The 25,780-nt window shown below is 45.3% G+C and carries 20 protein-coding genes; 16 read left to right on the forward strand and 4 right to left on the reverse strand.

The window, feature by feature from the left end; all coding sequences use genetic code 11:
• Positions 1 to 35: 35 nt before the first annotated feature.
• The 6 genes from MKY28_RS09355 (at position 36) to MKY28_RS09380 (ending at position 5,130) form a co-directional block, all read left to right on the forward strand.
• Positions 36 to 302 (forward strand): HPr family phosphocarrier protein, encoded by a 267-nt coding sequence (locus tag MKY28_RS09355; RefSeq protein WP_026081056.1) that lies wholly within the window; start codon positions 36 to 38, stop codon positions 300 to 302.
• Positions 303 to 446: 144 nt separating this feature from the next.
• On the forward strand, positions 447 to 698 hold the full coding sequence (locus tag MKY28_RS09360; RefSeq protein WP_036613829.1) for a type B 50S ribosomal protein L31: 252 nt from the start codon (positions 447 to 449) through the stop codon (positions 696 to 698).
• Between the two features lie 149 nt (positions 699 to 847).
• On the forward strand, positions 848 to 1,153 hold the full coding sequence (locus MKY28_RS09365; protein ID WP_036673713.1) for a Dabb family protein: 306 nt from the start codon (positions 848 to 850) through the stop codon (positions 1,151 to 1,153).
• 151 nt (positions 1,154 to 1,304) lie between these two features.
• A complete protein-coding gene (locus tag MKY28_RS09370) occupies positions 1,305 to 2,066 on the forward strand; it encodes an SDR family NAD(P)-dependent oxidoreductase (protein ID WP_340935791.1) in 762 nt (253 codons plus the stop codon).
• 257 nt (positions 2,067 to 2,323) lie between these two features.
• A complete protein-coding gene (gene poxB / locus MKY28_RS09375) occupies positions 2,324 to 4,051 on the forward strand; it encodes a ubiquinone-dependent pyruvate dehydrogenase (RefSeq protein WP_340935792.1) in 1,728 nt (575 codons plus the stop codon).
• A gap of 323 nt (positions 4,052 to 4,374) precedes the next feature.
• Entirely contained in the window at positions 4,375 to 5,130 is a 756-nt protein-coding gene (locus tag MKY28_RS09380; RefSeq protein WP_076250445.1) for an SDR family NAD(P)-dependent oxidoreductase, read from the forward strand.
• Positions 5,131 to 5,238: 108 nt separating this feature from the next.
• On the opposite strand, the gene MKY28_RS09385 is transcribed toward MKY28_RS09380, so the two are convergent.
• The 4 genes from MKY28_RS09385 to MKY28_RS09400 form a co-directional block, all read right to left on the reverse strand.
• Positions 5,239 to 6,423: an MFS transporter gene (locus MKY28_RS09385; protein ID WP_340935794.1), complete on the reverse strand. Its 1,185-nt coding sequence runs from the start codon at positions 6,421 to 6,423 to the stop codon at positions 5,239 to 5,241.
• 229 nt (positions 6,424 to 6,652) lie between these two features.
• A complete protein-coding gene (locus MKY28_RS09390) occupies positions 6,653 to 6,937 on the reverse strand; it encodes an ArsR/SmtB family transcription factor (protein WP_340030492.1) in 285 nt (94 codons plus the stop codon).
• A gap of 171 nt (positions 6,938 to 7,108) precedes the next feature.
• Positions 7,109 to 7,444 (reverse strand): ribosomal protein L7/L12, encoded by a 336-nt coding sequence (locus MKY28_RS09395; protein WP_340935796.1) that lies wholly within the window; start codon positions 7,442 to 7,444, stop codon positions 7,109 to 7,111.
• Positions 7,445 to 7,490: 46 nt separating this feature from the next.
• Positions 7,491 to 8,690, reverse strand: a complete 1,200-nt coding sequence (locus tag MKY28_RS09400; protein ID WP_340935797.1) for a cytochrome P450 family protein — start codon at positions 8,688 to 8,690, stop codon at positions 7,491 to 7,493.
• 189 nt (positions 8,691 to 8,879) lie between these two features.
• Between MKY28_RS09400 and MKY28_RS09405 the strand changes: the two genes are divergently transcribed.
• The 10 genes from MKY28_RS09405 (at position 8,880) to MKY28_RS09450 (ending at position 25,589) form a co-directional block, all read left to right on the forward strand.
• Positions 8,880 to 9,857 (forward strand): aldo/keto reductase, encoded by a 978-nt coding sequence (locus MKY28_RS09405; protein ID WP_340935798.1) that lies wholly within the window; start codon positions 8,880 to 8,882, stop codon positions 9,855 to 9,857.
• Between the two features lie 422 nt (positions 9,858 to 10,279).
• Positions 10,280 to 11,380 (forward strand): ATP-binding protein, encoded by a 1,101-nt coding sequence (locus MKY28_RS09410; RefSeq protein WP_340935799.1) that lies wholly within the window; start codon positions 10,280 to 10,282, stop codon positions 11,378 to 11,380.
• Positions 11,368 to 13,836: a DUF5682 family protein gene (locus tag MKY28_RS09415; RefSeq protein ID WP_340935800.1), complete on the forward strand. Its 2,469-nt coding sequence runs from the start codon at positions 11,368 to 11,370 to the stop codon at positions 13,834 to 13,836. Before MKY28_RS09410 ends, MKY28_RS09415 begins: the two co-directional genes overlap by 13 nt.
• The gene (locus MKY28_RS09420) at positions 13,821 to 15,044 is read left to right on the forward strand and encodes a VWA domain-containing protein (RefSeq protein ID WP_340935801.1); all 1,224 of its coding nucleotides are present in this window, start codon (positions 13,821 to 13,823) and stop codon (positions 15,042 to 15,044) included. The genes MKY28_RS09415 and MKY28_RS09420 overlap by 16 nt, the downstream gene beginning before the upstream one ends.
• Positions 15,045 to 15,063: 19 nt before the next feature.
• The gene (locus tag MKY28_RS09425; RefSeq protein WP_340935802.1) at positions 15,064 to 18,621 is read left to right on the forward strand and encodes a DUF4132 domain-containing protein; all 3,558 of its coding nucleotides are present in this window, start codon (positions 15,064 to 15,066) and stop codon (positions 18,619 to 18,621) included.
• 4 nt (positions 18,622 to 18,625) lie between these two features.
• Positions 18,626 to 20,458, forward strand: coding sequence for a hypothetical protein (locus MKY28_RS09430; protein ID WP_340935803.1), 1,833 nt, complete (start codon positions 18,626 to 18,628; stop codon positions 20,456 to 20,458).
• On the forward strand, positions 20,445 to 20,723 hold the full coding sequence (locus tag MKY28_RS09435) for a hypothetical protein (protein WP_339186978.1): 279 nt from the start codon (positions 20,445 to 20,447) through the stop codon (positions 20,721 to 20,723). The genes MKY28_RS09430 and MKY28_RS09435 overlap by 14 nt, the downstream gene beginning before the upstream one ends.
• A gap of 222 nt (positions 20,724 to 20,945) precedes the next feature.
• The gene (locus MKY28_RS09440) at positions 20,946 to 21,488 is read left to right on the forward strand and encodes a sigma-70 family RNA polymerase sigma factor (RefSeq protein ID WP_340935805.1); all 543 of its coding nucleotides are present in this window, start codon (positions 20,946 to 20,948) and stop codon (positions 21,486 to 21,488) included.
• A gap of 13 nt (positions 21,489 to 21,501) precedes the next feature.
• Positions 21,502 to 22,908, forward strand: coding sequence for a hypothetical protein (locus MKY28_RS09445; RefSeq protein WP_340935806.1), 1,407 nt, complete (start codon positions 21,502 to 21,504; stop codon positions 22,906 to 22,908).
• Between the two features lie 173 nt (positions 22,909 to 23,081).
• Entirely contained in the window at positions 23,082 to 25,589 is a 2,508-nt protein-coding gene (locus MKY28_RS09450) for a WG repeat-containing protein (RefSeq protein WP_340935808.1), read from the forward strand.
• Positions 25,590 to 25,780: the final 191 nt, after the last annotated feature.

Genomic DNA, 25,780 nt, shown 5'->3' on the forward strand with positions numbered 1-25,780 from the left:
GGTGAATGAATACTTAGCGAAAGGAACTGAAGGTTGTGAGAGTACATGAATTTATGATACACGCTGATTTTCATCGGGATGATCTGATGTCGGTATCTTCTCAAGCGTCGCGTTTTTCCTCGGATATTATTTTGTCGTATATGGAGTCTGAGCATGAGCATCGTGTAGATGTCAAAAGCCTGCTTGGAATGGCGTTACTACCCATTCGATATGGTAGTGTTGTCAGATTACAGACAAGAGGCAGGGATGAACTGGAGGCTTTGGAGTACATGTTGAATGTACTGGAGAAAGGGACGGCTTGACACCTGATTAGGTGCAAAATCACAGATATCATATTTTTTTTAGCTATTCCTCAAAACCTGCTGGTACTTTGTCCAAAAAAAGAGTATAATAAAATGTAGTTTGATTCTAAAGAAGTACCCATATTAAAGGAGTGTAAATAGATTATGCCAAAAGTTGACATCCATCCAAAGACACAACTCGTAATTTTTTACGATGCAAGTGCTGATTTCAAATTCCTGAGTTCTTCCACGAAGTTCTCTAACGAAACTATGGAATGGGAAGACGGTAACTCTTACCCAGTAATCCGTGTGGACACTAGTTCCGCATCCCACCCATTCTTCACTGGTAAACAAAGAAACGTGGATATCGGTGGCCGTGTTGATAAATTTAACCGTAAATACAACATCACCAAATAAGTTTGTCCATACATTACAAAAAAACCTCGGGATTTGTCCTGAGGTTTTTTTGTGTACATTAAAAATTAATTCAACCAATTATTGCGCTTACAACACATTCGGATGTACACTAGGAAACGAGTACGAACATATTGGAGGAGGAAATAGAGATGAGCAGCATCACACATATGGTAACGTTTACACTTTACGCGGGTAAAGATACACCGGAGGCCGAAGCCTTTTTGAAGGAAAGTTCAGATGCACTGGCTGTCATTCCTGGCGTAGAGCAATTTCAGGTTCTGAAACAGGTAAGTGAGAAGAATGAGTTTGACTACAGTTTCTCGATGGTCTTTGCGGATCAGGTTGCGTATGATGCATACAACAATCACCCGGTTCACCGTCAATATGTAGAAGAGCGTTGGGAAAAGGAAGTCAGTCGCTTCCAGGAAATAGATCTCATTCAACATCATAATTAATAGTCTCCACATATAGGGAAAAAGTTGAACTACCATATACAGCATTGAACAATGCTGTATATCTCTCTGAATAACGCGTCATTAATGAACAAAAATAACATATTTACGAAATCGTTTTCGAACAAACGAATACAAGGAGGTTTTCACTGTTATGCAATTGGATCTCTCAGGAAAAACGGCTCTGGTTACAGGCGCAACCGGACAACTGGGGAGAGTCATCGCCCGCACGTTGGCAGCCTGTGGCGCCAATCTGGCTCTACATTACATAAATAATGATACCAAGGCTCGGGAGCTTCAAGGTGAGATTGAAGCACTCGGTCGTCAGGCTGTTATTGTACAGGGAGATATTACAAAGCAGGATACGGCAATTCGGATGCGTGATGAAATTCAGCCTGTCCTCGGTGGAGTGGATATCGTTGTTGCCAATGCAGTCATTCAATATGAATGGACAACGGTGTTGGAACAGTCTCCTGAAGATTACTTGAGCCAGTTTGAATCCTGTGTCATGCAGAGTGTGTATCTTGCCAAAGCTTTCATTCCACATATGCAAGATATCAGAGCCGGTCGGTTCATTGGTATCAATACGGAATGTGCGATGCAAAATTTCGCTCATCAATCGGCCTACACCGCTGGTAAGCGTGGAATGGATGGTGTATATCGCGTGCTTGCCAAGGAGGTTGGTGAGTATCAGATTACCGTAAACCAGGTTGCACCTGGATGGACAATTAGCGAACGTGATCGGTCCAGTGAGCCTGGACATGATGAGGCATATACGCGTACCGTGCCGCTGAAGCGCAGGGGTGAAGATCAGGAAATCGCCAATGCGGTAGCTTTTCTCGCTTCGGATCTGTCCTCATTTATCACAGGTGCCTATATCCCGGTAAGTGGTGGCAATGTGATGCCTGCTATCTAGTGTCTGATTTGGATTTGGGAATTCACATGAAATAACAATAAACGTAGTTTAACCGTAATCCGTTTGTCATTCGACAAGCGGATTTTTTGGCATTTTGCTAACAATGAAATAACGGTTCAAGGGGGTGTTTTTTGTTTCATATATCCAGACATACATATTGAGTTGGTTCGGGTTTCAGAAGATTGGGGTATAAGAATAGGTATATTAACCGAGTGGAAACATAATCAAAATGAGCAATTAAAGGAGACTCACCTATTATGAAAAAAACAGTCGCGGACGTTCTGGTTGAATCCTTATTGAACGCTGGTATCAAACGCATATATGGCATTGTTGGAGACTCCTTGAATGCGGTACTCGACTCCATCCGTCGTTCGGGCAAGATCGAATGGATTCATGTACGTCATGAAGAAGTAGCTGCATTTGCTGCTGGGGCGGACGCTCAGGTCAGTGGAAGTATCGCTGTCTGCGCAGGTAGTAGTGGTCCTGGTAATATGCATCTGATCAATGGTCTGTACGATTGTCACCGCAATCGTGTTCCTGTACTCGCCATCGCTGCACATATCCCAAGTGACGAGATTGGCAGTGAATATTTTCAGGCGACCCATCCGGAGTATCTGTTCCAGGAATGTAGCGATTATTGTGAAGTCATTACAACAGCAAAACAGATGCCGCGTTCTCTGACGATGGCCATTCAGACAGCGGTCGCACGGTCGGGTGTGTCCGTCGTTGTATTGCCGGGGGATGTAGCAGGACTTGAAGCAGCGGATCTGCCTGTGCCTGAGCATGTGTATCATGCAACCAATCCAGTGGTACATCCTTCTGAGCCAGAACTCGTTAAACTGGCGGAGTATCTGAATCAAGGCAAAAAAATTACGTTGTTGTGCGGTGCAGGCTGCGCGGGCGCTCGGGAACCCCTTATGCAGCTCTGTGATCGTTTGAAATCCCCGATGGTTATTGCGCTACGAGGCAAGGAATATTTGGAGTATGACAACCCCTATTCCGTCGGCCTTACCGGCCTAATCGGGTATTCATCCGGTTATCATGCCATGATGGACTGTGATGTACTATTGATGCTCGGAACGGATTTCCCATATCGTCAATTCTATCCCGAAAATGCGAAAGTCCTTCAGGTCGACATTCAATCTTCTCATCTGGGTCGGCGCACGAAGCTGGATTACGGCGTATGTGGGGATGTGAAAGCGACCATTGAAACTTTGCTTCCTTATCTGACAGAAGAACACAGTGACAAACATCTGCGTAAAAGTGTGGATCGTTATGTGAAAGTACGCAAAGATCTGGACGAGCTGGCCGTTGGAAAACCGGGTAAAAAGCCCATTCATCCGCAGTACCTGACCAAGGTCATTAGTGATGCCGCAGCTGAAAATGCCATCTTCACCTGTGATGTCGGTACTCCGACAGTATGGGCGGCCCGTTATATCGAGATGTCTCGTAATCGCAGACTACTCGGTTCATTCAGTCATGGTACGATGGCAAACGCTTTGCCACAGGCCATTGGCGCTCAGGTCGCTGATCCGGGCAGACAAGTCATCTCTTTGTCGGGTGATGGTGGTATTACGATGCTGATGGGTGATCTGTTGACATTGAAACAGCATAATCTGCCGATTAAAGTTGTGGTGTTTAATAATGGAGCACTCGGTTTTGTTGAGCTGGAGATGAAAGCTGCCGGATTCCTGGAATCGGGAACAGAGCTTGTCAATCCCAACTTTGCGATGGTTGCTCAAGCCATGGGCATGGAAGGGATTCGGGTTGAGGATCCGGATGAACTCGAAGGAGCTGTGCAGCGTGCGCTTCAGCATGATGGTCCTGTGCTGATTGACGTGGTGGTGAATCGTCAGGAATTGTCCTTACCTCCGAAGATTGATATCAAACAGGCGGAAGGATTCACCTTATGGATGATGAAAGCCGTGCTAAACGGACGAGGGGACGAAATTATTGAATTGGCAAAAACGAATTTGCTGCGTTAAAGTGTTTCAAAAAGCGGATATGCACCGTTTGAAGTTGTAAAGATACCGACTTAAAAAGTAATGTATTTGTAAAAGAGGAGCATGCAACAAGACGTAATAGTTGTGTGCTCCTTCAATAAAAATGCTGAAAATGTGACAGGTGATATAGTATGAATACATATTATATGATTTGTTTTTATGTCGAAAGTCTATTAGAATAGGTAAAGTCAGGAAGGTTTTATGCCATTTTTGACCTACATATTGCATCATTGCATGTAAGTACGTTTCATATCGTATTCATCGATCCAATCACAAGATGACACACACACATGGAGGAGATCAACATGAGTCACGCAGGAAAAGTAGCCATTATTACTGGAGCAGGAAGTGGATTGGGCCAAGCAGCAGCATTGAAGCTGGCTGAGAAGGGTGCATCCATTGTCGTTGTGGATCTTGTCGAAGAGACAGGTCTTGAGACGGTTAAGCAGATTGAGAAGCTGGGAAGTAAAGCTATTTTTGTACAAGCAGATGTAAGTAAAGCACCTGAAGTTGAGAATTATGTGAAAAAAACAGTCGAAGAGTTCGGACGAATCGACATGTTCTTTAATAATGCAGGTATTGCAGGTCCTGGGATCAAGCTGATTGAACATACGATTGAGCAGTTTGACCAGATCATTGATATTAACCTGAGAAGTGTATTCTACGGGTTGAAGTATGTAATTACTGAAATGCTCAAAACAGGTGGAGGTTCCATTCTGAACACGGCCTCCACAGCCGGTATTGTTGGTGTACCTGCAGTTGCACCTTACGCAGCAACCAAACATGGCGTGGTGGGCTTGACGCGTACAGCTGCAATTGAATATGGCAAGGACAACATTCGTGTAAATGCGATTGCCCCAGGTACAATTGAGACGCCGATGGTCATTCAGTTCGGTAAAGACAACCCTGAAGTATTCAAGGCAACCGTTGATAGCATTCCATCTGGACGTCTGGGCAGACCAGAAGAGATCGCAAACCTGGTTTCTTTCCTGCTTGGAGATGAAGCGCCGTATATCAATGGTGCAGTATATCCGATCGATGGTGCAGTTACGGCTCAATAAGAGTTCTGCTTATCGGTAATAGAATAGCCGTTATAATGGTTAAAGAGAGGCCACTGTATACGTACAGTGCCTCTCTTTTTGGTTTGTTTTTTGTACTACAAATTCATATCATGCAACGTTGTGCGATGTATTGGTTTGTGTACTTTTGAGAGGTGCTGAACGATACGAGCTTATAACGATGATGATGGCAACAGCGACTCCGACAGCGCCAATCCAGGTAATGGATGATAATGAAACGCTGCTGACCGCGATTCCGCCAATACCTGCGCCGGCAGCCATGGCTAATTGCATCACCGAACTGTTCAGACTAAGCATGATGCCAGAGGATTCCGGAGCCATGGTGACCAGGTTATATTGCTGAGTTGGTCCTGAGGACCACGCGGCAAAAGACCACAAAATCAGAACAAGGAAGACAGCGAGATGAGAGCTTGCCGTTATATTCAACAGGACCAGACTTACGATATGTAATGTCATGCCTGTGATCAGCGTTCGTTTGACACCCAATCGGTCAGCACTGAACCCTCCAACTTTTGAACCGATCAGACTTGCTATGCCAAATGCGAGTAAAGCTGAACTGAGTAGTGCTTCGCTCATTCCTGAAACGGATACAAGGTAAGGTGAAATGTACGTGTAGGCAATGGAATAACCACCTAACCAGAAAAATGTCACCAGCAGTGCCAAAACAATTCGTGGCTGTTTGAGCAAAGACAGTTGTTTCTTCAGCGGAACAGGCGCTTCTGCTTTGGAAGGCGGAATGGCGGCCGCGATTACCAGCATGGCGAGAACTCCAAGAACGGCGATACCGGCAAAAACAAGCTTCCAATCCCAAGATGCAGCTACAAGCCTTCCCAGCGGAACGCCAACGATCAAAGAAGCTGTAAATCCAGTGATTACTGTGGCGATTGCACTAGCTTGTTTACCCTCAGCCGCTATTTGAGAAGCAACCGTTAATGCCGTGACAACAACAACGCCTGCGCCTAAAGCCATCAACACTCGTGCTGCGACGAACAGTCCATAACCCGGCAACAGGTAAGCAAGAACATTAGCCACAACGAATAGACCGAGGAAGTATAGCAACAGCTTGCGACGGTCCAAGCGCGAAGTCAGTGCAATAATGACAGGTGTACCGAGCGCATATACGAGTGAAAAAATTGTAATGAGCTGTCCGGCAGCGATTAAAGAGATATTCATCGTATCTGCAATGCGATCCAAAATGCCGGCAATGACATATTCGGACGTTCCTACAAGGAAACTGACCAAGGCAAGAACATAGATTTTGAGCGTAGAAGACATGGAAACATAACCTCTTTCTGATTATTATTATATTTTTAGAAATATAGAAATAAAGACGATAGAACAAGACATGAATGCTCTGAATACAACCCATCTGCGCGAATGGTAATGTTACAACCTAGATAATGAATATTGGAATAAGCGTAAACTTAGGTGACCTAGTTTTACTAATAAATATTGTGCATTGTTTCAATATTTCTAATTATATAGAAATATGACTCAAATTTTTTTATTTATTTAGCAGATAGGGAACAAACTTTTGTGCGGTCTCCATGTTCAGGCTGTAGTAGATATACGTACCTTTCTTTTGCGATGTAAGCAGACCACAATCGGACAGCTGTTTCAGGTGATGAGACAGAGTCGATAGGGCAACCGTAACAAGGCGGCTCTCCAGATCGGCAGGACACAGGTTGCTTTCGCCCGATAAAATCTGAATGATTTTGTAGCGTGTTTGTTCGCCCAGCGCTTTATGAATTTTGACAACTTGTTCAATCTCATTCGAGTTTGATTGCATAATGATCGGTCCTTTCGTCTTTATTTCTTATTTCTAGTAATATAGAAATAACAGTAGCATATGTTGTTTGAAAAGTAAACTCTCGGACGAAGATTCCATACTTTCTACTGCGTCTGTGTTAACAGCCGAAAGTATGGAGTAACTTCCCCCGAGAGTTATGTGAGTTGTATATTACCGATCTAGGGAATCAACATAGTCTTTGGCTTCCTTCAACGAAAGACCTCGGGCTTCACGCAGTCGTTTGATCGCCATAATTTTTTTCCCTTGTTGTATCAGTGTAAGCAGTTCCTGATCCAGATCCGTTTGGGCTGGTTGGCTTGTGTGGGTAAGAGATGCTTCTTTCGGCGACAAGGTGTAATTGAAGTCGGAGCGTGTGCCTGAGATTGAACCGTTCTCCAGACGCTCGACATCTCTTTTCAATTCATTTAATTGGCGTTGCAGGCTGGTGACTCTGACCAGTAACACAAAGATCAGAAGCAGCAAAACGATCGATACCAAGGTGTTCATTTCCATGATGTAATGTGCCTCACTTTCATTTATTCATATTTAGCCATTATTTTAGTTGAACCGGGATTTCCTTGACACCACGAACATTCATACCAGGTCTCCATTCCAGTTCATTCACATCTGCCTGAAGCTGTATATTTGGAAAACGATTCAGAAGTGTGCTGACTGCAATCTCACCTTCCAGACGAGCAAGCGGTGCTCCCAGGCAGAGATGAATGCCTTTGCCAAAAGCCAGATGCGAACTCTTCTCGCGTGTGATATCGAAAATATCAGCATCCTTAAACTGCTGTTCGTCCCGGTTGGCGGAATCAAGCGCAACAATGACAAGATCACCTTGAGCGATACGTTGTCCGCGGAATTCAATATCTTCCAGAGCCCAGCGGGATGTGCTGAACTCCACCGGTCCGTTATAGCGAAGCATCTCTTCAATGGCATTGTGAATAAGCTCGGGCTGGTTGATCAGCAGTTCGCGTTGCTCCGGATGCTCCAGCAGGGCGAGAATCCCATTTCCAATCAGATTCACGGTTGTTTCATGACCGGCAATAATTAATAAGGAGACAACGCCAAGCAGTTCTTGTTCAGTTAACTGTTGCCCGGATTCTTCCGCAATGACGAGCTGGCTGATCAGATCAGTGCCGGGATCTCGGCGAACTTTTGCAAACCAGGCCGTCAGGTAATCCGTAAACTCCCTGGCATGCTGCTCAAACAGCTCGGCGCTCTTGGCTATGGAAGCATCAATTATCGTATTGGACCAGATGCGGAATTTGTCACGATCGTCAAGAGGGACTCCCAAAATTTCACTAATGACAATGATGGGCAGTGGGAAGGCAAAGTCATCGATCAGATTCATTTTTTCCTGTGACGGGAGGTTGTCCAGCAGTTCATCAGCAATGTCCTGAATATGGCTCCGCATGTCTGCGACCAGTTTGGGTGTGAATGCTTTCTGCACAAGTCCCCGAAGACGTTTATGATCCGGCGGATCGGAGAACAACATATTATTGGAGAAGATGCTTTGATTATCAGCGCCGTAACGTCGGACCATATCTTTGCTGAAGCGAGGATCTTTCAGGATCTGGACTGCATCCTCGTATCGCGTAATAATCCAGCCGAATTCCCCGTGAGGAAACATGAGTCTGAAAACAGGCTCCTCTTTTCTTAACATTTCATATACCGGGTAAGGGTTGTGTGTGAATTCTTTGGTGAAAAACGCTGGCTTTGAGGACTCGTTTGGTTCATTCGGGTTCAAATGCAAAATCTCCTCTCATATTCCTGCATAATACCTGCACCCTCTATATATTCAATACACAAGCTTTTGAAACCTTGTTTTTTCTTCATATGGATGATAGAGCAGGAAAATAGAGGAAGATGGAAGAAGACATGATAGAGAGAATCGGTTATTATGCTTGGTAAAAATGAAAATGAGGTGAACGCTGACATGTCTTACGCACAACTTCCTTTGCATCACCACCAGATTCCGGCAAGTCGAATGGTTCTTGGCTGTATGCGGTTTGGGGGTGAATGGGATGGGCTCCCCATTACTTCAGATCTTGTTGTAGAAGGTCATCGAGCGGTAGAAGCAGCTATCGAAATCGGCATTAATCACTTTGATCTGGCGGATATTTACACACGTGGTAAGGCAGAGCATGTCTTGGGGCGTGTTTTATCCGAAACTCCAGGCTTGCGTGAGCAGATCATTATACAGTCGAAATGTGGTATACGTCTTGTGGGTGATGATGAAGGACCGCAGCGTTATGACACCTCAGGTGCACATATTCTGGCGAGTGTGGACGGTATCCTGGAACGGCTCGGCATCGATTATCTGGATATTTTGCTGTTACATCGTCCTGATCCGCTCGCCCATCCGCAAGAGATTGGAGAAGCACTGGCTGAGCTGCATCATTCCGGTAAAGTGCGCCATTTTGGTGTGTCCAACATGGGTTCTGAACAGATTCGTCTTCTTCAGCTTCATAGTAAAGTACCTCTGATTGTGAACCAGCTGGAGATGAGTCTGGATAAAATCGGATTCGTAGAAGCCGGTGTGACAGTTAATCGGCCGCAAGCCAGAGACAACGTATTTCCTTATGGCACAATGGAATATTGTCAGACAGAGCATATTCAACTGCAGGCTTGGGGTCCACTTGCTCAAGGGCGTTTTACTGGCAGGGTAGTTGAGGGACAGCGCGCGGAGATTGAGCATACGGCTCAACTGGTTGATCGAATGGCCAAGGAGCGTGGGGTGACACCGGAGTCTATTGTACTGGCTTGGTTAATGAAGCATCCAGCAGGGATTCAACCTGTCATTGGTTCGATTCGACCAGAGCGGATTCTGGCCTGCCGTGACGCGACAAAGGTTGAGCTAACCCGATATGATTGGTATGAGCTGTATTCGGCTTCGTGTGGGCGTAGAATGTAAGTAGAGTCTTCTGAGAGATTGGTTCGTTTCGTTCAAAATTCATAGATGTTGGATGAAATTTGAATATATAAGAAGACACAGGCTGCTGATGGCCTGTGTCTTCTTTGTAATAATCGGCTTCATTTGGTTGAAACACATGATCGAAAGTGTAATGAATCCTAAGGTCATATGGCCCTACAATGCGTATACATGGGTAATAAGCATGCTGATTCAGATCCGAAACCAGTGTGTTGGCACGGCAGTAAGGATGTTTCACCTTCATATTTGCGCTAGAGGCTATGTCCATGGACTTAGGAAGAGTGCTGATAAGAAGGACGTTTCAACCATTTTTAACGTTTTACCGGGTAGTTGCTGGAGTGCTGTGATAAAATGATAGGAATAAGAACATACGATCTGTTTACGTGAGAGGAGACACCTTGACGATGGAGATGCTTAAACCACCCGCCGAGACATTATACGAGGTTGAATTACGTGCGCTGCGAGAGGAAGATCAGGGGAAACGTCCCCCGAACTGGCTGTTATCTCCCGCCTATGTGCGCGATTTTATTATAGGCAGGGATAAGCCTGCGTTATTAAATGGAGAAGAGATCACGATTACCCGCAAATTCTATGGCAATGACGTGTTAATTGAACGTGCAGTGGTTACTCTGGCAGGCAATCGAGGATTAATGCTCGTGGGAGAACCCGGGACAGCCAAGACCATGCTTAGCGAACTGCTGACCGCAGCAATATCCGGAACCAGTCTAAACACGATTCAAGGTACAGCAGGCACGACGGAAGATATGATCAAGTATTCTTGGAATTACGCCATGTTGCTTGATAAAGGCCCTTCGGAAGCTGCACTTGTGCCATCACCGTTATATAACGGCATGAAGAAAGGCATTCTTACCCGTTTTGAAGAGATTACACGTTGTCCAGCTGAAGCGCAGGATAGTCTGATCAGTATTCTCAGTGACAAGGTCATGAGCATTCCTGAACTGGATGGTGGTGTACTGTTTGCGCAACCGGGATTTAACGTCATTGCTACAGCCAATATTCGGGATAAAGGTGTTAACGAAATGAGTGGTGCATTGAAACGTCGGTTCAATTTTGAAACGATCAAGCCCATTCATAACGTAAAGATGGAAGCCAAAATCATTGAATCCCAGGCACGAAGCCTGTTGTTACATAGTGGAATTGATATTGAAATTAACCCGGATGTGGTTGAATTGCTGGCTACAACATTCATGGAACTGCGCACCGGCATGACACGGGAAGGCTACAAGCTTGATACACCTCAAGCATCCATGAGTACGGCGGAAGCGGTGTCTGTCTATGTCCAGAGTGCGATGACTTCCTATTATTACGAAGATAAAGCTATTGCACTGGATCGGTTGGTACAGAACATGCTAGGGACCATTGCAAAGGAAAACGATAAGGATCTGTCCATTCTCAAAACCTACTTCTCCAAGGTCGTAAAAGAGCGTTCCAGAGAAGAGGGAATGTGGAAGGACTATTATGAGGAGAGAAAATGGATCGGTTAAGAGCAGTACTGGACCCTGATGTTGAGCAGTTACAATCCTTGTTCGAGTCCCAGGTATATAACCTGAGTAGTCACACGGTCTATTATCCTATTAGACACCATAGCCCTGCATGTTCCTATCACTTGTTACGATTAATTGAGGAGTACAAGCCGGATATCATTTTGATTGAAGGACCGGAGAGTGGTAATCCATTAATTTCGGTGCTGAGTGATGAGGCAACGGTACCTCCTGTCAGTCTGTACTATACCTACGAGAGTGAATTGGAGAGAGAAGCCTGCTATTATCCGATGCTTCGTTATTCGCCTGAATATGTAGCTTTGAAAGAAGCAAAACGGCTGGATATTCCGGCGAAGTTTATTGACCTGGACTATCAACACTTCTCCACTCGTGCATCCAAATCCGACCAGACAGAACAAAAGGAGATCTCTATTCAGGACGAAACCTTGCTTGCGGGGTCTGATTTCATTAACCGATTATGCCAAAAAACAAACTGCCGCAGTTTTGATGAATTGTGGGAAAAGGTGTTTGAGATTGGCAGCCTGGAAAAATCCACTCAGGCATTCGTGCAGGATGTATTCACGTATTGTACCTTATCCCGAATGTGTTATTCCACGGAACGATTACAGTCTTCAGGTGATCTGGCAAGAGAAGCACATATGAGAAAACGTATTAATCAAGCGGTGCAGGAGCATGACCGTGTGCTTGTCATTACCGGTGGATTTCATACGTATGGACTGTTGATGTCAGAGAAACATGAATCGGAATTGGAACAGCTAGAATTGGATAAACAGCATACAGACCAACGTTTGGATGGACAAGGTAAACCAGGAACGTCTCAACAAAGTGCGGTTAATCCAGATACGGTTCACCAACAAATGTACCCGATGGTCTATACCTTTGCTGAAGCGGATCGGCTCAATGGATACGCGAGCGGCATGCCTTATGTAAATTATTACGATCAGATCTGGAACCAGCTGCTTCGCAAAAAGAGTACACCGTATAATCTAACGGCTCTGGACTTGTTATCCCGGCTGATGCGCCAATTACGGGACGGACACGAGCATGTATCAACGAGTGATGCGATTGAGGCGTACAGCATGATTCAAGGTCTTGCCGGGCTTCGGGGTAAAAGGGAAGGCGGCGTCTATGAGTTAATGGATGCAGCACTCTCTTCCTTTGTGAAGGGGGAGCTTACCTTGGCGACCGATAAACCGCTGCAAGAGCTGCAGCAGTTATTGACAGGAGACGTCATTGGAAGCGTGGCTCCCAATTCATTCAGTATTCCCATCGTGGAGGACTTCAAGGCGCGTTGTACAGGGTACAAACTGCAGATTCGCACAACAGGTCAACACAAGAAAGTGCTGGATCTGTATGCGAAACCGGAGCATCGTCAGATAAGCCAATTGATTCAATGCATCACCTATCTGGTTCCGGAATTCGCGAAACGGCAATCGGGGCCAGACTGGATCGCAGAGCGTGATATGAATCTTGTTCGCGAAACCTGGGTTTATATGTACTCATCCCGCATTGAAGCCAGATTGATAGAGAACTCTCTCTATGGTGGAACACTTGCCGGGGCGGCTACACGCAAAATGGAAGAACATATGCAGGAAGTACCGGATCATCATAGCGGTGAACTTGCCCGACTCATGCTTCAAGCGTTACTCATGGGGCTTCAGGACACTGCGATGAAACTCTATGAACAGGTCCGTTCAGCGCTGAGAACGGACGGGAATTTTCTATCCTTATGTAACAGTCTGCATGTCTTGAACCGAATTCATCAACACCGCAGGTTGCTGGGATTATCTGACGAGCAACATCTCCCTGACCTGGTATCCGAAGCTTATAGGAATGCCGTAGACAAGTTGCTACAGCTCTCCAGAGCCAATCCGGATGAACATGAAGCTATTATTCAGGGATTGAAGCTGCTAGCCATGCTCGCGGAGTCATCAGAGGAGAATTTTCAGGATGAGACATTCCGAATTCACCTGAATGAGCTTCTGTCTGATCACCAGCTTCCGGCTCAGCTGGAGGGTGTGTGTGTGGCTATTTCCTCAGGGCTCGGTGACAGGCCCAGGGATGAGATTGTTGATCGTGCTCGCGGGTATATCCATGGTACACCGGATCAGACCCGTCAAACGGCACTTTTTTTACAGGGAGTATTCACTGTAGCACGTGACGCTTTTTTATATGAAGATCAGCTTTTGTCCGAGTTGAATTATTTGATTGAACAGTTATCCTACGACGACTTCATCAGTATGGTACCGGAATTAAGGCTGGCATTCACCTACTTTACACCAATGGAGACGGGCTTGATTGCGGAGCGGGTGGCGAGTCTGCATCAGGTTGAACCAGAGGAGATGTTGAGGCCTGCGGTCGATGAACAGATGCTGATTCAGTCCAAGACGTGGGATGAAGCGCTTCGAAAGGAGTTTGCCGCATGGAAGCTAATATGAATGAAGCGAATCGGACAACGGACGAAACCGGAGAAATCAATGAAAGTTCCAATCCGGATGGAAGCAAACGAGGGGATCAACATTCTGCTGAAACCTTAAATCGATGGCGTTTGATTCTCGGTGAATCGGCGGAAGAAGGGTTGTGTAATACAGACCAATACACTTCTGCTGAATTTCAATATACGGAAATCGATGAGATTCTGGGGTATCTGTATAACCGTGAATACGGTGAAGAACAAGGTTACCGAAAAGAGGGAGGACGCGGTGCGTCTAACCTGACTGTACCAAAATGGCTGCACAAGGTCAGGGATCTATTCCCCAAACCAACGGTAGAAATATTGGAAAAACAGGCGCTTGATCGTTATGGGCTGACAGAATTGTTAACGGACAAAAAGCTGCTTGAATCCCTTGAACCCAACATGAATCTGCTCAAGAACATTATGCAGTTCAAAGGACGGATGAAAGGTGAGGTGTTAAAGAGCGCCAAGGAGATCGTGCGAACCGTGGTTGAAGAGCTACGCAGCAAGCTGGAGTCTCAGACCCGAGCGAGTATCATGGGCAAGCGCAGTCGCTATACTTCCAGTTCAGTACGATCCTTGCGCAATCTCAATTTCAAGCGAACCATCACCAAGAATTTGAAGAATTACGATAAAAACAAGCGCAGATTTGTGATTGATCGTCTGTATTTCGACGGGAATATCCAGCCCCATAACAAGTGGAACATCATCATTGGTGTGGACGAAAGTGGCAGTATGCTAGATTCAGTCATCTACAGTTCGGTGATGGCCAGCATCTTCTACCGTTTGAATGCGTTGCGCACCCAATTATTCATATTTGATACGCAGGTTGTTGATCTGAGCGACAGATTGGAAGACCCCGTAGACGTGCTCATGAATGTACAGCTCGGTGGGGGGACACATATTACGAAAGCGTTGAGATATGGCGAGACGTTAATCGATAATCCAGGCAAAACCATCTTTATTCTGGTCAGTGATCTGGAGGAAGGGTACCCGATCGCGCAAATGTATAAAGCCTGTAAAGATATTATCGATGCAGGATGCAAGCTACTGGTTCTCACCGCACTCGATTTTAACGGGGATTCAGTCTATAACAAACATGCAGCACAGACATTAACCAATATGGGGGCACATGTAGCAGCAATTACACCTAACGAACTCGCGGATTGGATTGGCGAGATCATCACTTAAATTCAAGGAGGAATGTGTAATGCTTACCGCAGACCGCGCAGTTGAAACTTTGGTGGAGAAATTCGCAGTAACCTGTTCAAACGAGTACTCATTAAAAACAGATCGAAGCTCCGAAATTATTGATTATGTCTTGGGAACGACAGACAAGTTCCCGGATATGATGGGAAATTCGAGTCATTATGTGTATCAAACGATTGATCTGCTCATGAAGCTTGCTAAAAAAGACGATGGAGATATCTTTTACCGTGCAGGGGCTATTGTGATATATCTGGAATCCAATTATTCCAAAAGAAGTTCATGGAGAACGGATGCTTTTACTGTCTGTATGGGAAATGATTCAGAAGCCTACGGATTGAGCGGGAAGAGCAAAAGTGCTGATCGCATGGGTGGGTTGTTGGCCCGGTTGGAGAAGATCAAACAGTTTGCGGGCGAGAACGAAATTTCGGCTGAATTAAAGAGCAAATTAAAGCGTGCCCAGTGGCTTTTTGATTCCAAAAAGGCTGACACCCAGGGGGATTATCGAGATGTAATCAATGCGTTAATGCTGCTGCAACTATATTCAAGACTCAGTGACACGGCTTCTCATCTTGCAGAGGTTCAATCTTCTGTTCAATCGTTACCAGTGTTGTTTCAACATGTAATGGCTAATGATGCAGATAAGTTGCGGGACGAGCTACATACGTTGATTGAACCTGTAGTGGTCAGTAATATTCAAGGGAAACATAACGGATCATCCCAAGAATTGAAGGATGAATTCCTCAAGGAGAAGCGTAGTCAGCTCGTAGCTGAGCTGTATCCCAATACATCGTTCTCTTCAAAAGAGCAATGTTCAAACACCGTATTCCATCAAACGATGGTACTGGTGAGTGGCGCCTTGTTGTACTTGATTAACATTAGTGGGGGTAAACAACGGTTCCTTGATACAAATAGTGAGATTGGGCATGTTTTGCTTCACACAATACATCAATTACATGAGATTTATCCACTTGAAGTTCGCCGTTACTTGCTGAGTATGGACCCTAGAGCCAAGAGTCCAAATGATCTGCTTGCTGGACTTGTGCCTCTGGATGAACCTTATCAGTTGGTTGAAATGTTGCGGGACGAGCTTAATTCGTACACGGTATCTTGGAACATGTTACAATCCGCGATCGCGAATCGTCCTAAACAAGCGATTCGAGCATACGAGATTATCAAACCGCCATTCCTCAAACTCTGCATTCAGAAATTCATGGAGGATCAAGGATTGACATTGCCTAATGCGGAGGGGTCACTGGAGCAAGCGGTATTTAACGCTCTTCGGCATCCTTTGGACGGGGGACGTCAAGGACTTGTGATTGCAAGATACTTAAGTGGGGAAAACACCCTGGAGGAATATTGGGAGGACCCAAATAGTCGCGGGTTGTTTAATCAACTGAATCGGGATAAGAAGCGTGTTCACAACCTCATTAGTATTAGTTTTCTGCCCTTGGATTCGGAGGCGATGCGCAGGTTCGCAATCCTGACTACTCATCCCGATTGGACACTGGATATTATCTCGGACATGTACAATTCATACGCTTTTAGTGGAGAGCAGCTGCTTCAACGTTACGGGCAAGACCCTGAGGTGCAACGTGAGAAATTGCTAACCAGCCTGATCTCACTTAATGGCATGACCGACTACAGATACAAATCGATGCCGCATGACGAATACCGCCGAATCATTCAGCAGAATCTGGACTATGCACTGACACAGTACAAGAAACTGCCAACAGATACACGCATTTTAATTCTGGAGATTACCTTTGAACAGCGTGATGAGTTATCGAAGAAAATATTGGCCGAAGCGATTCGTGCCGGATTGCAGGATTCTTCCAAAAAGGCCAACGGCGTGGCGTTAGCGGAATTCAACCGAATTCCTGATCAGGACTTGTATACGCTCATATACCTCTCGGAGAAAAAAGTGGCGATCAAAGAAATGGCTCTGACTGCAATCCGCAGTCTGGAAAACAGCAAGGAACTGTACGGTGAACTTTTGAAGAAAGAGAAGTCCGACGATTGGAAGAGCTTGATCCAAATTCTGCTGGATACCGCAGATCTAAGTCCAGAGTATGCCCATGCTGCACTCGCTGATCAGGCGGATGCCAAAAAGTTGTCGAGACTGAGCTGGTTGTCCTTGAAAGATCTCCCTTCACTGATACGTATTGAAGACAATCAGCCTTTAGATGACCGGATTAAACAGTATGCTTTGGTCCAATCATTGGATCATACATCCGGTCCTAATGAACGGTTGAATGAATTACGAGATTACGTAAGTGAGGCATCGCTCGCTCGTTTTGCAAGTGAACTGCTCCAGGTCTGGATTCAGGAAGGTGCTCTTGCAAAAGAGAAATGGGTGATGTATGTATCAGCACTCTTTGGCGATATTCACATTGTGAATATTCTGGCTCCGCAAATTAAGGAATGGACAGAAAACAGCCGCGGCGCGATTGCAGCAGATGCTGTGAAAGTGCTCGCTTATCTGAAAGATCCATCTGCTCTTATGGCGATTGACAAGATCAAACGTGGCGTGAAGAACCGTCAGGTGAAAGGTGCAGCAGAAGAAGCATTGCAACTTGCAGCCGATAATATGGGACTTACCTCGGAACAACTGGAGGATCGGCTGGTCACCACACTTGGTTTTGATGAAAAAGGAACCATGCAGCTGAGTTACGGAGAGCGTTCCTTCCTGGTTAAGGTCAATGGAGACTTACAAGTCGTTGTCTTAAATGAAGAAACGGGCAAATCCGTGAAGAGTCTGCCTGCTCCTGCACAGAAAGATGATCCTGAATTGGCAGCGCAGTCCAAGGCACGTTTCACACAGCTGAAAAAAGATCTCAAATCCATGGTTAACATTCAGGCGCAGCGTCTGGAAGAGTCATTGTCCAAGCAACGTCTGTGGTCTGTCGATGAGTGGAAAGCATTGTTTGTACAAAATGTAATCATGCAAAAATTTGCTGTTGGTCTGATCTGGGGAACGTATGAGGATGGCGCTCTGATCAGCACCTTCCGTTATATGGAGGACGGCACCTTCAATTCTGTGGATGAAGATGAGGTTGATCTGCCTTTAGGTGCGCAGGTGGGACTTATACACCCGCTAGAACTGGATCAGGCGACGCTTGAAGGTTGGACAACGCAGTTGGAGGATTACGAGATCAAGCAGCCATTCGAGCAATTGAATCGTGAGATTCACCAGCCAGAAGATGAGGATAAAACGAAGAATGAATACGATCATCTGCCCGAGTCTGATTTTTCACCAACGGCTTTCCCCAAAGCACTGGAGAAATACGGTTGGATCAAAGGACCGGCACAGGACGGCGGCTGGTATCATGAATTTTATAAAGAGTACGGAGATCTTGTTGCAGAATTGCAATTCAGCGGTACGAGCATCACGTATTACGAGGGATTGGATGACATTACCCTGGAATCCCTTCATTTCTTCAAACCGAATAACAAGCAATATTATTACTATGGTGACAACAAACCCATTGCTCTAGGCAACGTTCCAGGTCGCGTGTTCAGTGAAACGATCTACGACATTCTGAGAGCAACGGGGCGTTGATGACGTGAATGGATTCAAGGAAAAATTCCGGATTTTTTCGAAGCTGTGTACGGAGGATTATTTGATTCGGTATGCCAACAAGGGGTTGTACAAAAGGTCTTTGAAAGAGTTGGACAATGGTGTAAGTGTAACGTACACATGGAATGCATCATCTGTGAGTTGTCAGCTCAGTGACGGGACACAATGTACGCTTGAAAATACGCTGGATCATTGGGAATGCTCCTGCCCGGCCGATCATATCTGCAAGCATGTGCTTATTGCAATTCTGTATGATCAACGGGAATATACGGCAGAGGATTCAATGAATGCAGACGAGAAGCATGCGCTGGATAAGGACTCAGGGATATCGGATAATGATCCGTTGGACGTACCAAAAAACGTATCAGTAACAGAATCAGCATCAAACTTAGTATCAAATGTGGACGATCCAAGCGAAATTCCGCATACAGTATCACGTGAGATCGAGTCTCGCTTCCGCTGGATGACGGAGTCTGACCTTACCGTGTTAATTAAATCGTATAGTTCTTCCATGATTGAGGAAGTTGTTTTCCGACTGAGATACCCAGAGGAAATTAAGATCATTGAAGATTCACTTCTTACGGTTCATCTGACCACCCAGAATATCGAGGTGTCTTTTACGGAGGAACCGAACCTTGCAAAAGCACTATGTAAGGTGCAGCAGACAGCCGGGAAAATGGCCAAGCTTGAAGCTTTGTTACGGTACCGGAACTTTAAAGGTCTGGATGATACGGATGCATTAAGTGGACGGGTGTACGAGGCCAAGTTCTCTCTTCAGACAGTGCAGGATTGTCGGGTTATGCTGGCAGGATTGTTGAAGACGGGACTGGCCCGCCTTCCTCAGTCCTATATGGCACAACTGGAGACATTGGCAATTGCAGCTCATAGTGGCAACCTGCCTGACATAGAACGCAGTTTACGAGGGATTCAAGGAGAACTACAGTTGTTTTTCAACAGACATATACGTTTCTCCATGCAATCCATGTTGGATCGGGTAAGCAAGCTGTATCTTGCACTCCAGGTTCTTGAAGAAGAAAAGGTGTCTGCCATTCAGCAGAGTCAGCTCATTGGCAGTTTTCGAAGTAAATACTATACGGTGCCTTCACTTCATCTGTATGGACTGGGAGCTGACGCGTGGGAGACACGATCCGGTTTCCGTGGAATCACCTATTATTTCTATTGTTTCGATGATGAGGAAATCTACACCTATAGCGATGTACGTGCTGTATATTATGATGATCAGCAGTTCTCGTATACAGAGCATTATGGTGCATTCACACCATGGCTGCCTAATCTGACCTTTCGCCAGTTCGTCGGTGAAGAAGTTCAATTCCATTCCGTTAAAGTGAATGAAGAACGCCGGATCTCTTCCGGGGAAGGTGCCAAGCTTGCGATTTTGCCACGAACGGGTGTGGAAACGTTGAATCTGGGCAAAACCATGCAAGATGTAACGACTGTACTTCAAGAGGAATCGCGGTCGTTCGACTTGTTTGCTGCTCCCAAAGAACGATTGGCTGTGATCAAAGTTGCTCGAATCGTGGACCATAACTTTGTCAAACAAACGCAGGAGCTTGTCCTGACGGTTGAGAATACCGAAGGGGAAAGACTGGCACTCACTCTCCCGTATTCATCTGACTGGCAAGCGATGATCCAAAGACTGGAGTCAGGATATGGTTCCCAATCGCTTGAACACTTCTATGCCTTTGTGCGTGTGGAACCAAAACGGATTAGCCCAATCAGTTTCCTGAAGGGCAAAACGGTGCTCAGTCTGAAACTGGATATCGGTAATGGGAGGATGGGCAGACTTGGAAGAATATAATCAGTTCATGCAGAAAATTAACGGCTGGTCAGAAGAGTTGCTGCTGCGCGGGTTATCTCAGTTTACGATCCGAGATATTGAGGTACTTGAGCAGCTAACAGCGGAATCCTTGCGGTTGCAGATGAGTTTCCTGCATGAGTTGTTGAATCACCTCATCAATGAAGGGCGTAGCGTGGCTCTTGGACAAGGTAATGAAGAGTTGCTGTTATTTCAGTATTGTCGTCTCACCCAATATGTACAATTGAGTGTGCAAGAAGAGGCGTAATATTGGTTAGTATTCCAAGCGATGGCCATGAAGCGATATGATGTAATAAACAAGAAGTATTATAGAATATAAGAAGATTTGTAGAAGACCACAAGGTCACTGCAAATCTTTTTTTATCGTGAAGTAAGTAAAAGTCATCTGTTAAACGAATATAGGTAGGTAGCACAGATCAACACGAGCACTCGTGATCATATGAGCATGGAAGGGAGGGGACATCTAATCGTGGAAGAAGAACAGATACGGAAGGCAGTAGCGAATCGTGATCCTGAAGCCATGGAATGGGTGATGAACCACTACGCAGGTTTGTTATGGAAGATTGCTCATTCCATCCTACATCATGCATCGACAGAAGAGATTGAAGAATGCGTAGCAGATACATTTTTTGCTTTTTGGCAGAATCCGGATGCATTCCAGTCTGGGCGAAGTAGCCTGAAAAATTACCTTGCAACAATCACAAAACATAAAGCGATTGATCGCTACCGGAAACTTAATCGAAGAACTGAGCTTACATATGAAGAGGAGATTCATTCGGTGCAAACGGATGATTTGTTGGTTCAGATGATCAGTAAAGAGACATATACGGAACTTAATCAAATGATTGAATCTTTTCCAGAACCGGAACGGGAGATTATGAAACGTCGGTTTTACGAAGGACAGAGACCCCATGAGATATCGGAAGCATTGTCCCTACACGTTAGGCAAGTCCATAACAAGCTTTATCGCTCCAGGCAACGATTGAAAACATGGTGGATGAACAGGAAATAAAGGAGGCGATCAAATGCGAAAATCCGAAAAAGAATTCACTGAGCAGAACCTCTTTAATATTAAAAAGTTGTTCTATGATAAATTGGCGATGAATGAACCACCAACCGTTACGAGATCAGATTCATCATTTTATCCACCTATATTATATCCATCCGCACAGACCAAGAAGTCCATGAATAGGAGAAGAAAGTATCGCAAAGCCATCTATATTCCTGTAACCGCTGCGTTATCGTTATGTCTTGTTACAGGTGCAGCTGCATCGGTGGGCATCATTGACCTGCCTTCTATTCTTCATTTTCTAGGTGCAGATCGAATTGGCATTCTTCAGCCTGTTCATCAGGTGAGTGAAGATCAAGGGATTCGAATGGAGGTTATAGGTGCTGTCAGGGACGGAGATACAACGGAAATCTATGTTTCATTATCGGATCTGACGGGTCATCGCATTGACGATACACTGGATGTATATGATTACAGGGTAACCGGAGGTAATGCAAACAACGCTCAGATTATTTATTATGATGAAGCTAATAAAACGGCTATTGTTCGATTCCTCATTCAAGGAAAAGTCAGCAAAAATCGAATTACCGTTCAGATTAATACGCTGATGTCAGGTACATCTCTTCAAGATGGTTACAACGTACAAGTGGACTGGGAGAAGTTGTTACAAGAAAAGCAAAACAATAGTTATGAAATCCTGGAGCGAGATCGTATAAGTGGCTTGGGAGGTACAACCGATATTCAATTGGAAACCGATCCAATTCCCGTACTGCATCAGGATGTAACGAATGTCCCCGTTGAGGGTATTGATTGGATGCATATTTCCAATATAGGTTTTGTGGAGGGCAAGTTACACATTCAGATTAATCCGAATAATGAGATTGGCGAGTATAATCATGGATATTTCTACTTCACGGATGAGCAAGGTCAAAAACTCGATATACCTGAATATTCCGTTAGCTATGGACATTATATGAAGGATGGGGTCGGGTATGGAGGAGATTATGAGGAGTTTGTGTATGATCTGTCTGCTGTTGACGAATTAGATAAGCTGAGAATTCAAGGCAGCTTTACGAGCATAAGTGAAGTTGTGCAGGGAAATTGGAAAACGACCTTTAACTTGAGTCAAAATGCTTTGAGTAAAACAGGAAACATTCAGCTTGATACAAATGGAGGCTTACAGGCAAATGTTACTCTTTCCCCGGTTGGTGTCACACTTACAGGTGAGGCACTGAGTATGATTCGGATGGAGGATCTGAGTATTGAAGTGCACCTGAAGGATGGTACAAAGTTGACTGGCGAATCCGGTTTCCTCCAGCTGGATCAGGATCTCATTAAGTGGATTTCGCCTAAGACCATTCCGGTGAATGATGTGAGCTACCTGCTAATCAATGGAGAGAAAGTAACTTTGCAAGATAGATAATATAAAAAGTGAATCAAAGAATCGGGGAATAAGTGCAATCAGAAGGCTGTTCTGTTATCGGAGTGGTAAGTGTGAATATTCTTTAGTTCAACTTATATAAAATGAATTACATGTCATATCCCGATTTATGACGCATACCATTAGGCGAATGCGGTCATAAGGGAGGAACTGAGATGTCCATGAGCGAACCGCTGTTAACGCAAATTGTGAATCAACATATTCCGGCTGGTGCAACGGTCGTCACTATTGATAAACCTGTTCAACATCCAGCGATCTATGCGGCAGATCTTACCGGTGACGGTATGCCGGAGATTGCTGCAGTCTATCAGTTGAATGGTGAGCTGTATTTGCTCATTCTGAAATTTGTTCAAGGACATTGGATCAAGATGGCACTAATTAAGGGATTGGGGTATGGATTGACTTTAATGACCGCAGCCCCTGTAACTTCAACGGCTAGGAACAATCTCATTATCGGTTGGCGGATTGGTTCTATTTGGTCTAAGCTTGCCGTATATGAGTGGACGGAATCAGGGCTCAAAGATTTGGCTCCTGACGATCTATATTATAGCTATGCAGAGATTATAGATATGCCTGGTCCGCATGGTCGAGATGGGAAAGTGGAGATTGCACTCTGGATACATGACACAGGTGAAGCCTATCGTGTGGAGATTATCCGATGGCAGAATGGGAAATGGGTTCCTGCACCGGACGTATATGCAACCTATTATCCCAAAGTGGTGCAATATTACGAGCAACTAACCCAGCAATATCCTGATTATATCTTTTACTGGTATTACCTTGCGGATGCTCAGTACCACGCGGGCCAGTATCCGGCAGCTCTCGCTTCCGTTCAGAAGGCACTCAGTTTCCCGGAAGCGTATCCTTCCAGAGAGGTACTACAAGAGCTGGAAAAGAAAATTAAGCAGGCGATGGTCCCTATAAGTCATGCCCGGGTAGCGACATGGTTATATCCAGTCTCCGTTCGAACCACAAGTGGGACGCGTTGGGGGTACATGGATGCCCAAGGCCACATTCGGCTTGAGCCGGTTCTGGATGACGCGCAAGAGTTCCAACCCAATGGATTGGCTGTGGTTGTGAAGGCTGGTCGTGCCGGCGTAATTAACCTTCAGGGGCAGTATGTCGTTCAACCTGTATACGATTCCATCAATTCCTTTTCCGAAGAACGGGCGATAACCATTGATTCTCAAGGATTTAAGATGATTAATGAACAAGGTACAGTCCTGACCAAACGGGCGTACCCGTATATCTCAAATATGAACGACGGTCGAGCGTTATTTTACGATTCTAATCCTGGGCAGGCAGATGGATCGGTGAGTCGGTATGGTTATTTGGATGCGTCGGGCAATGAGGTGATACCTGCACAGTTCGCTTCTGCGAATGATTTTCAAGATGGTAAAGCGGTTGTGCAGATTAAGGACAATGAATATGCACTCATTAATCGCAATGGACATCGGCTCGCAACGTATCCATATGCCTATGTGGGACCACTAGGGGATGGATTGCTGGCTTTTCAAAAAGAAGCATCTGGCAAATATGGCTACATCGACGAACGGGGTAATATTCGCATTCAGCCCAAATTTTCATCGGCATTTGCTTTTAGCGGCGGGCAAGCGATTGTTAATACAGCGGAGGATTACAAATCGATCTACGGTGTTATTAATACGCAAGGATCGTTTATCATTCAACCCGCCTATAATGACATCCGCGAACTAGGCGAGCATCGTTATGCGCTGGGGCAAGCAATTAATCCGGAGCAGCCGTATATTGGCTCTGTATACGCGATTGCAGATACCAATGGCAGAAGACTTACGGAGTTCCTATATCGCGAAGTAGGCAATTACAAAAACGGTCTTGCTTCCGCATCGGATGGCAGACAAACCTATCTGCTGGATCTGAGTGGAAGACCTGCCGCTGGGTATCCACATGTAGAAGGTTCGGGTACGCTGGAGGTCGTGGCACCAGATCTGATTAAGGCCTATGTAGACCAGCGCTTATCGTATGTGAACCGGGCCGGACAGATCATCTGGCGGCAAAATACAATCGTTCCACTTCATCCTCCGTACCGTGTACGCGAAGAGAAGTACAAACCGAACAGGGACTATCTCGTATATTATCCGCAGGTGGAGGGATTAACGAACCAAGCGGAGCAAATTGCGCTGAATGCCAAGTTGAAGCAACTCTCCCAAGTTAAACCGATCCCTGCCGATCAACAGCTGGATTATACGTATACAGGTGATTTTGATATAACGTTTTATCAGCAGCAATTGCTGCAACTGCAACTCACAGGTTATAACTACCCGGCGGGTGCAGCGCATGGTATGCCTACGATGATCTATGCGATCATTAATCTGACGAATGGTCAGTTGTATGAGTTGAAGGATTTATTTAAACCGAATAGTGACTATGTAAACGTGTTGAGCCAGATTGTGGGGGATCAGATCAAAAATGATCCTCAATACTCGTATGTGTTTCCGGACACCTATACGGGGATTAGTGCGGATCAGCCGTTTTTTGTCACAGCGAATGCCCTGCATCTCTACTTCAACCCGTATGATATCGCACCCTATGCGGCAGGGTTTCCAACGTTTACGATTCCTTTTGTCCAGATCAAGGATATCATTAATACAGAAGGTTCGTTCTGGAAAGCTTTTCATAGTTGAGTGTCCATTCACAGGTTAAGCGATGAAGCCATATATCCAATATGGCTTCCTTTTGAATTCAATAGGCGACAGTTTAATGATGTAAGTAACTCCTTCAGAACTCCTTCACATATTTATCCATACTAAATGGAAAATATTACGGGAGTTACAGATCAAAGAAGTCACATTTATCTATACAAGTAAAAAACGAA

It is taken from the genome of Paenibacillus sp. FSL R5-0473 (assembly GCF_038004565.1).
GTDB lineage: Bacteria > Bacillota > Bacilli > Paenibacillales > Paenibacillaceae > Paenibacillus > Paenibacillus amylolyticus.

What these genes read in the sequence shown, in the direction of transcription:
- MKY28_RS09360 (WP_036613829.1), top strand. Translation starts at nt 447, where the DNA reads ATGCCAAAAGTTGACATCCATCCAAAGACACAACTCGTAATTTTTTAC.
- MKY28_RS09365 (WP_036673713.1), top strand. Translation starts at nt 848, where the DNA reads ATGAGCAGCATCACACATATGGTAACGTTTACACTTTACGCGGGTAAA.
- MKY28_RS09370 (WP_340935791.1), top strand. Translation starts at nt 1,305, where the DNA reads ATGCAATTGGATCTCTCAGGAAAAACGGCTCTGGTTACAGGCGCAACC.
- poxB (WP_340935792.1), top strand. Translation starts at nt 2,324, where the DNA reads ATGAAAAAAACAGTCGCGGACGTTCTGGTTGAATCCTTATTGAACGCT.
- MKY28_RS09380 (WP_076250445.1), top strand. Translation starts at nt 4,375, where the DNA reads ATGAGTCACGCAGGAAAAGTAGCCATTATTACTGGAGCAGGAAGTGGA.
- MKY28_RS09385 (WP_340935794.1), bottom strand. Translation starts at nt 6,423, where the DNA reads ATGTCTTCTACGCTCAAAATCTATGTTCTTGCCTTGGTCAGTTTCCTT.
- MKY28_RS09390 (WP_340030492.1), bottom strand. Translation starts at nt 6,937, where the DNA reads ATGCAATCAAACTCGAATGAGATTGAACAAGTTGTCAAAATTCATAAA.
- MKY28_RS09395 (WP_340935796.1), bottom strand. Translation starts at nt 7,444, where the DNA reads ATGAACACCTTGGTATCGATCGTTTTGCTGCTTCTGATCTTTGTGTTA.
- MKY28_RS09405 (WP_340935798.1), top strand. Translation starts at nt 8,880, where the DNA reads ATGTCTTACGCACAACTTCCTTTGCATCACCACCAGATTCCGGCAAGT.
- MKY28_RS09410 (WP_340935799.1), top strand. Translation starts at nt 10,280, where the DNA reads ATGGAGATGCTTAAACCACCCGCCGAGACATTATACGAGGTTGAATTA.
- MKY28_RS09415 (WP_340935800.1), top strand. Translation starts at nt 11,368, where the DNA reads ATGGATCGGTTAAGAGCAGTACTGGACCCTGATGTTGAGCAGTTACAA.
- MKY28_RS09420 (WP_340935801.1), top strand. Translation starts at nt 13,821, where the DNA reads ATGGAAGCTAATATGAATGAAGCGAATCGGACAACGGACGAAACCGGA.
- MKY28_RS09425 (WP_340935802.1), top strand. Translation starts at nt 15,064, where the DNA reads ATGCTTACCGCAGACCGCGCAGTTGAAACTTTGGTGGAGAAATTCGCA.
- MKY28_RS09445 (WP_340935806.1), top strand. Translation starts at nt 21,502, where the DNA reads ATGCGAAAATCCGAAAAAGAATTCACTGAGCAGAACCTCTTTAATATT.
- MKY28_RS09450 (WP_340935808.1), top strand. Translation starts at nt 23,082, where the DNA reads ATGTCCATGAGCGAACCGCTGTTAACGCAAATTGTGAATCAACATATT.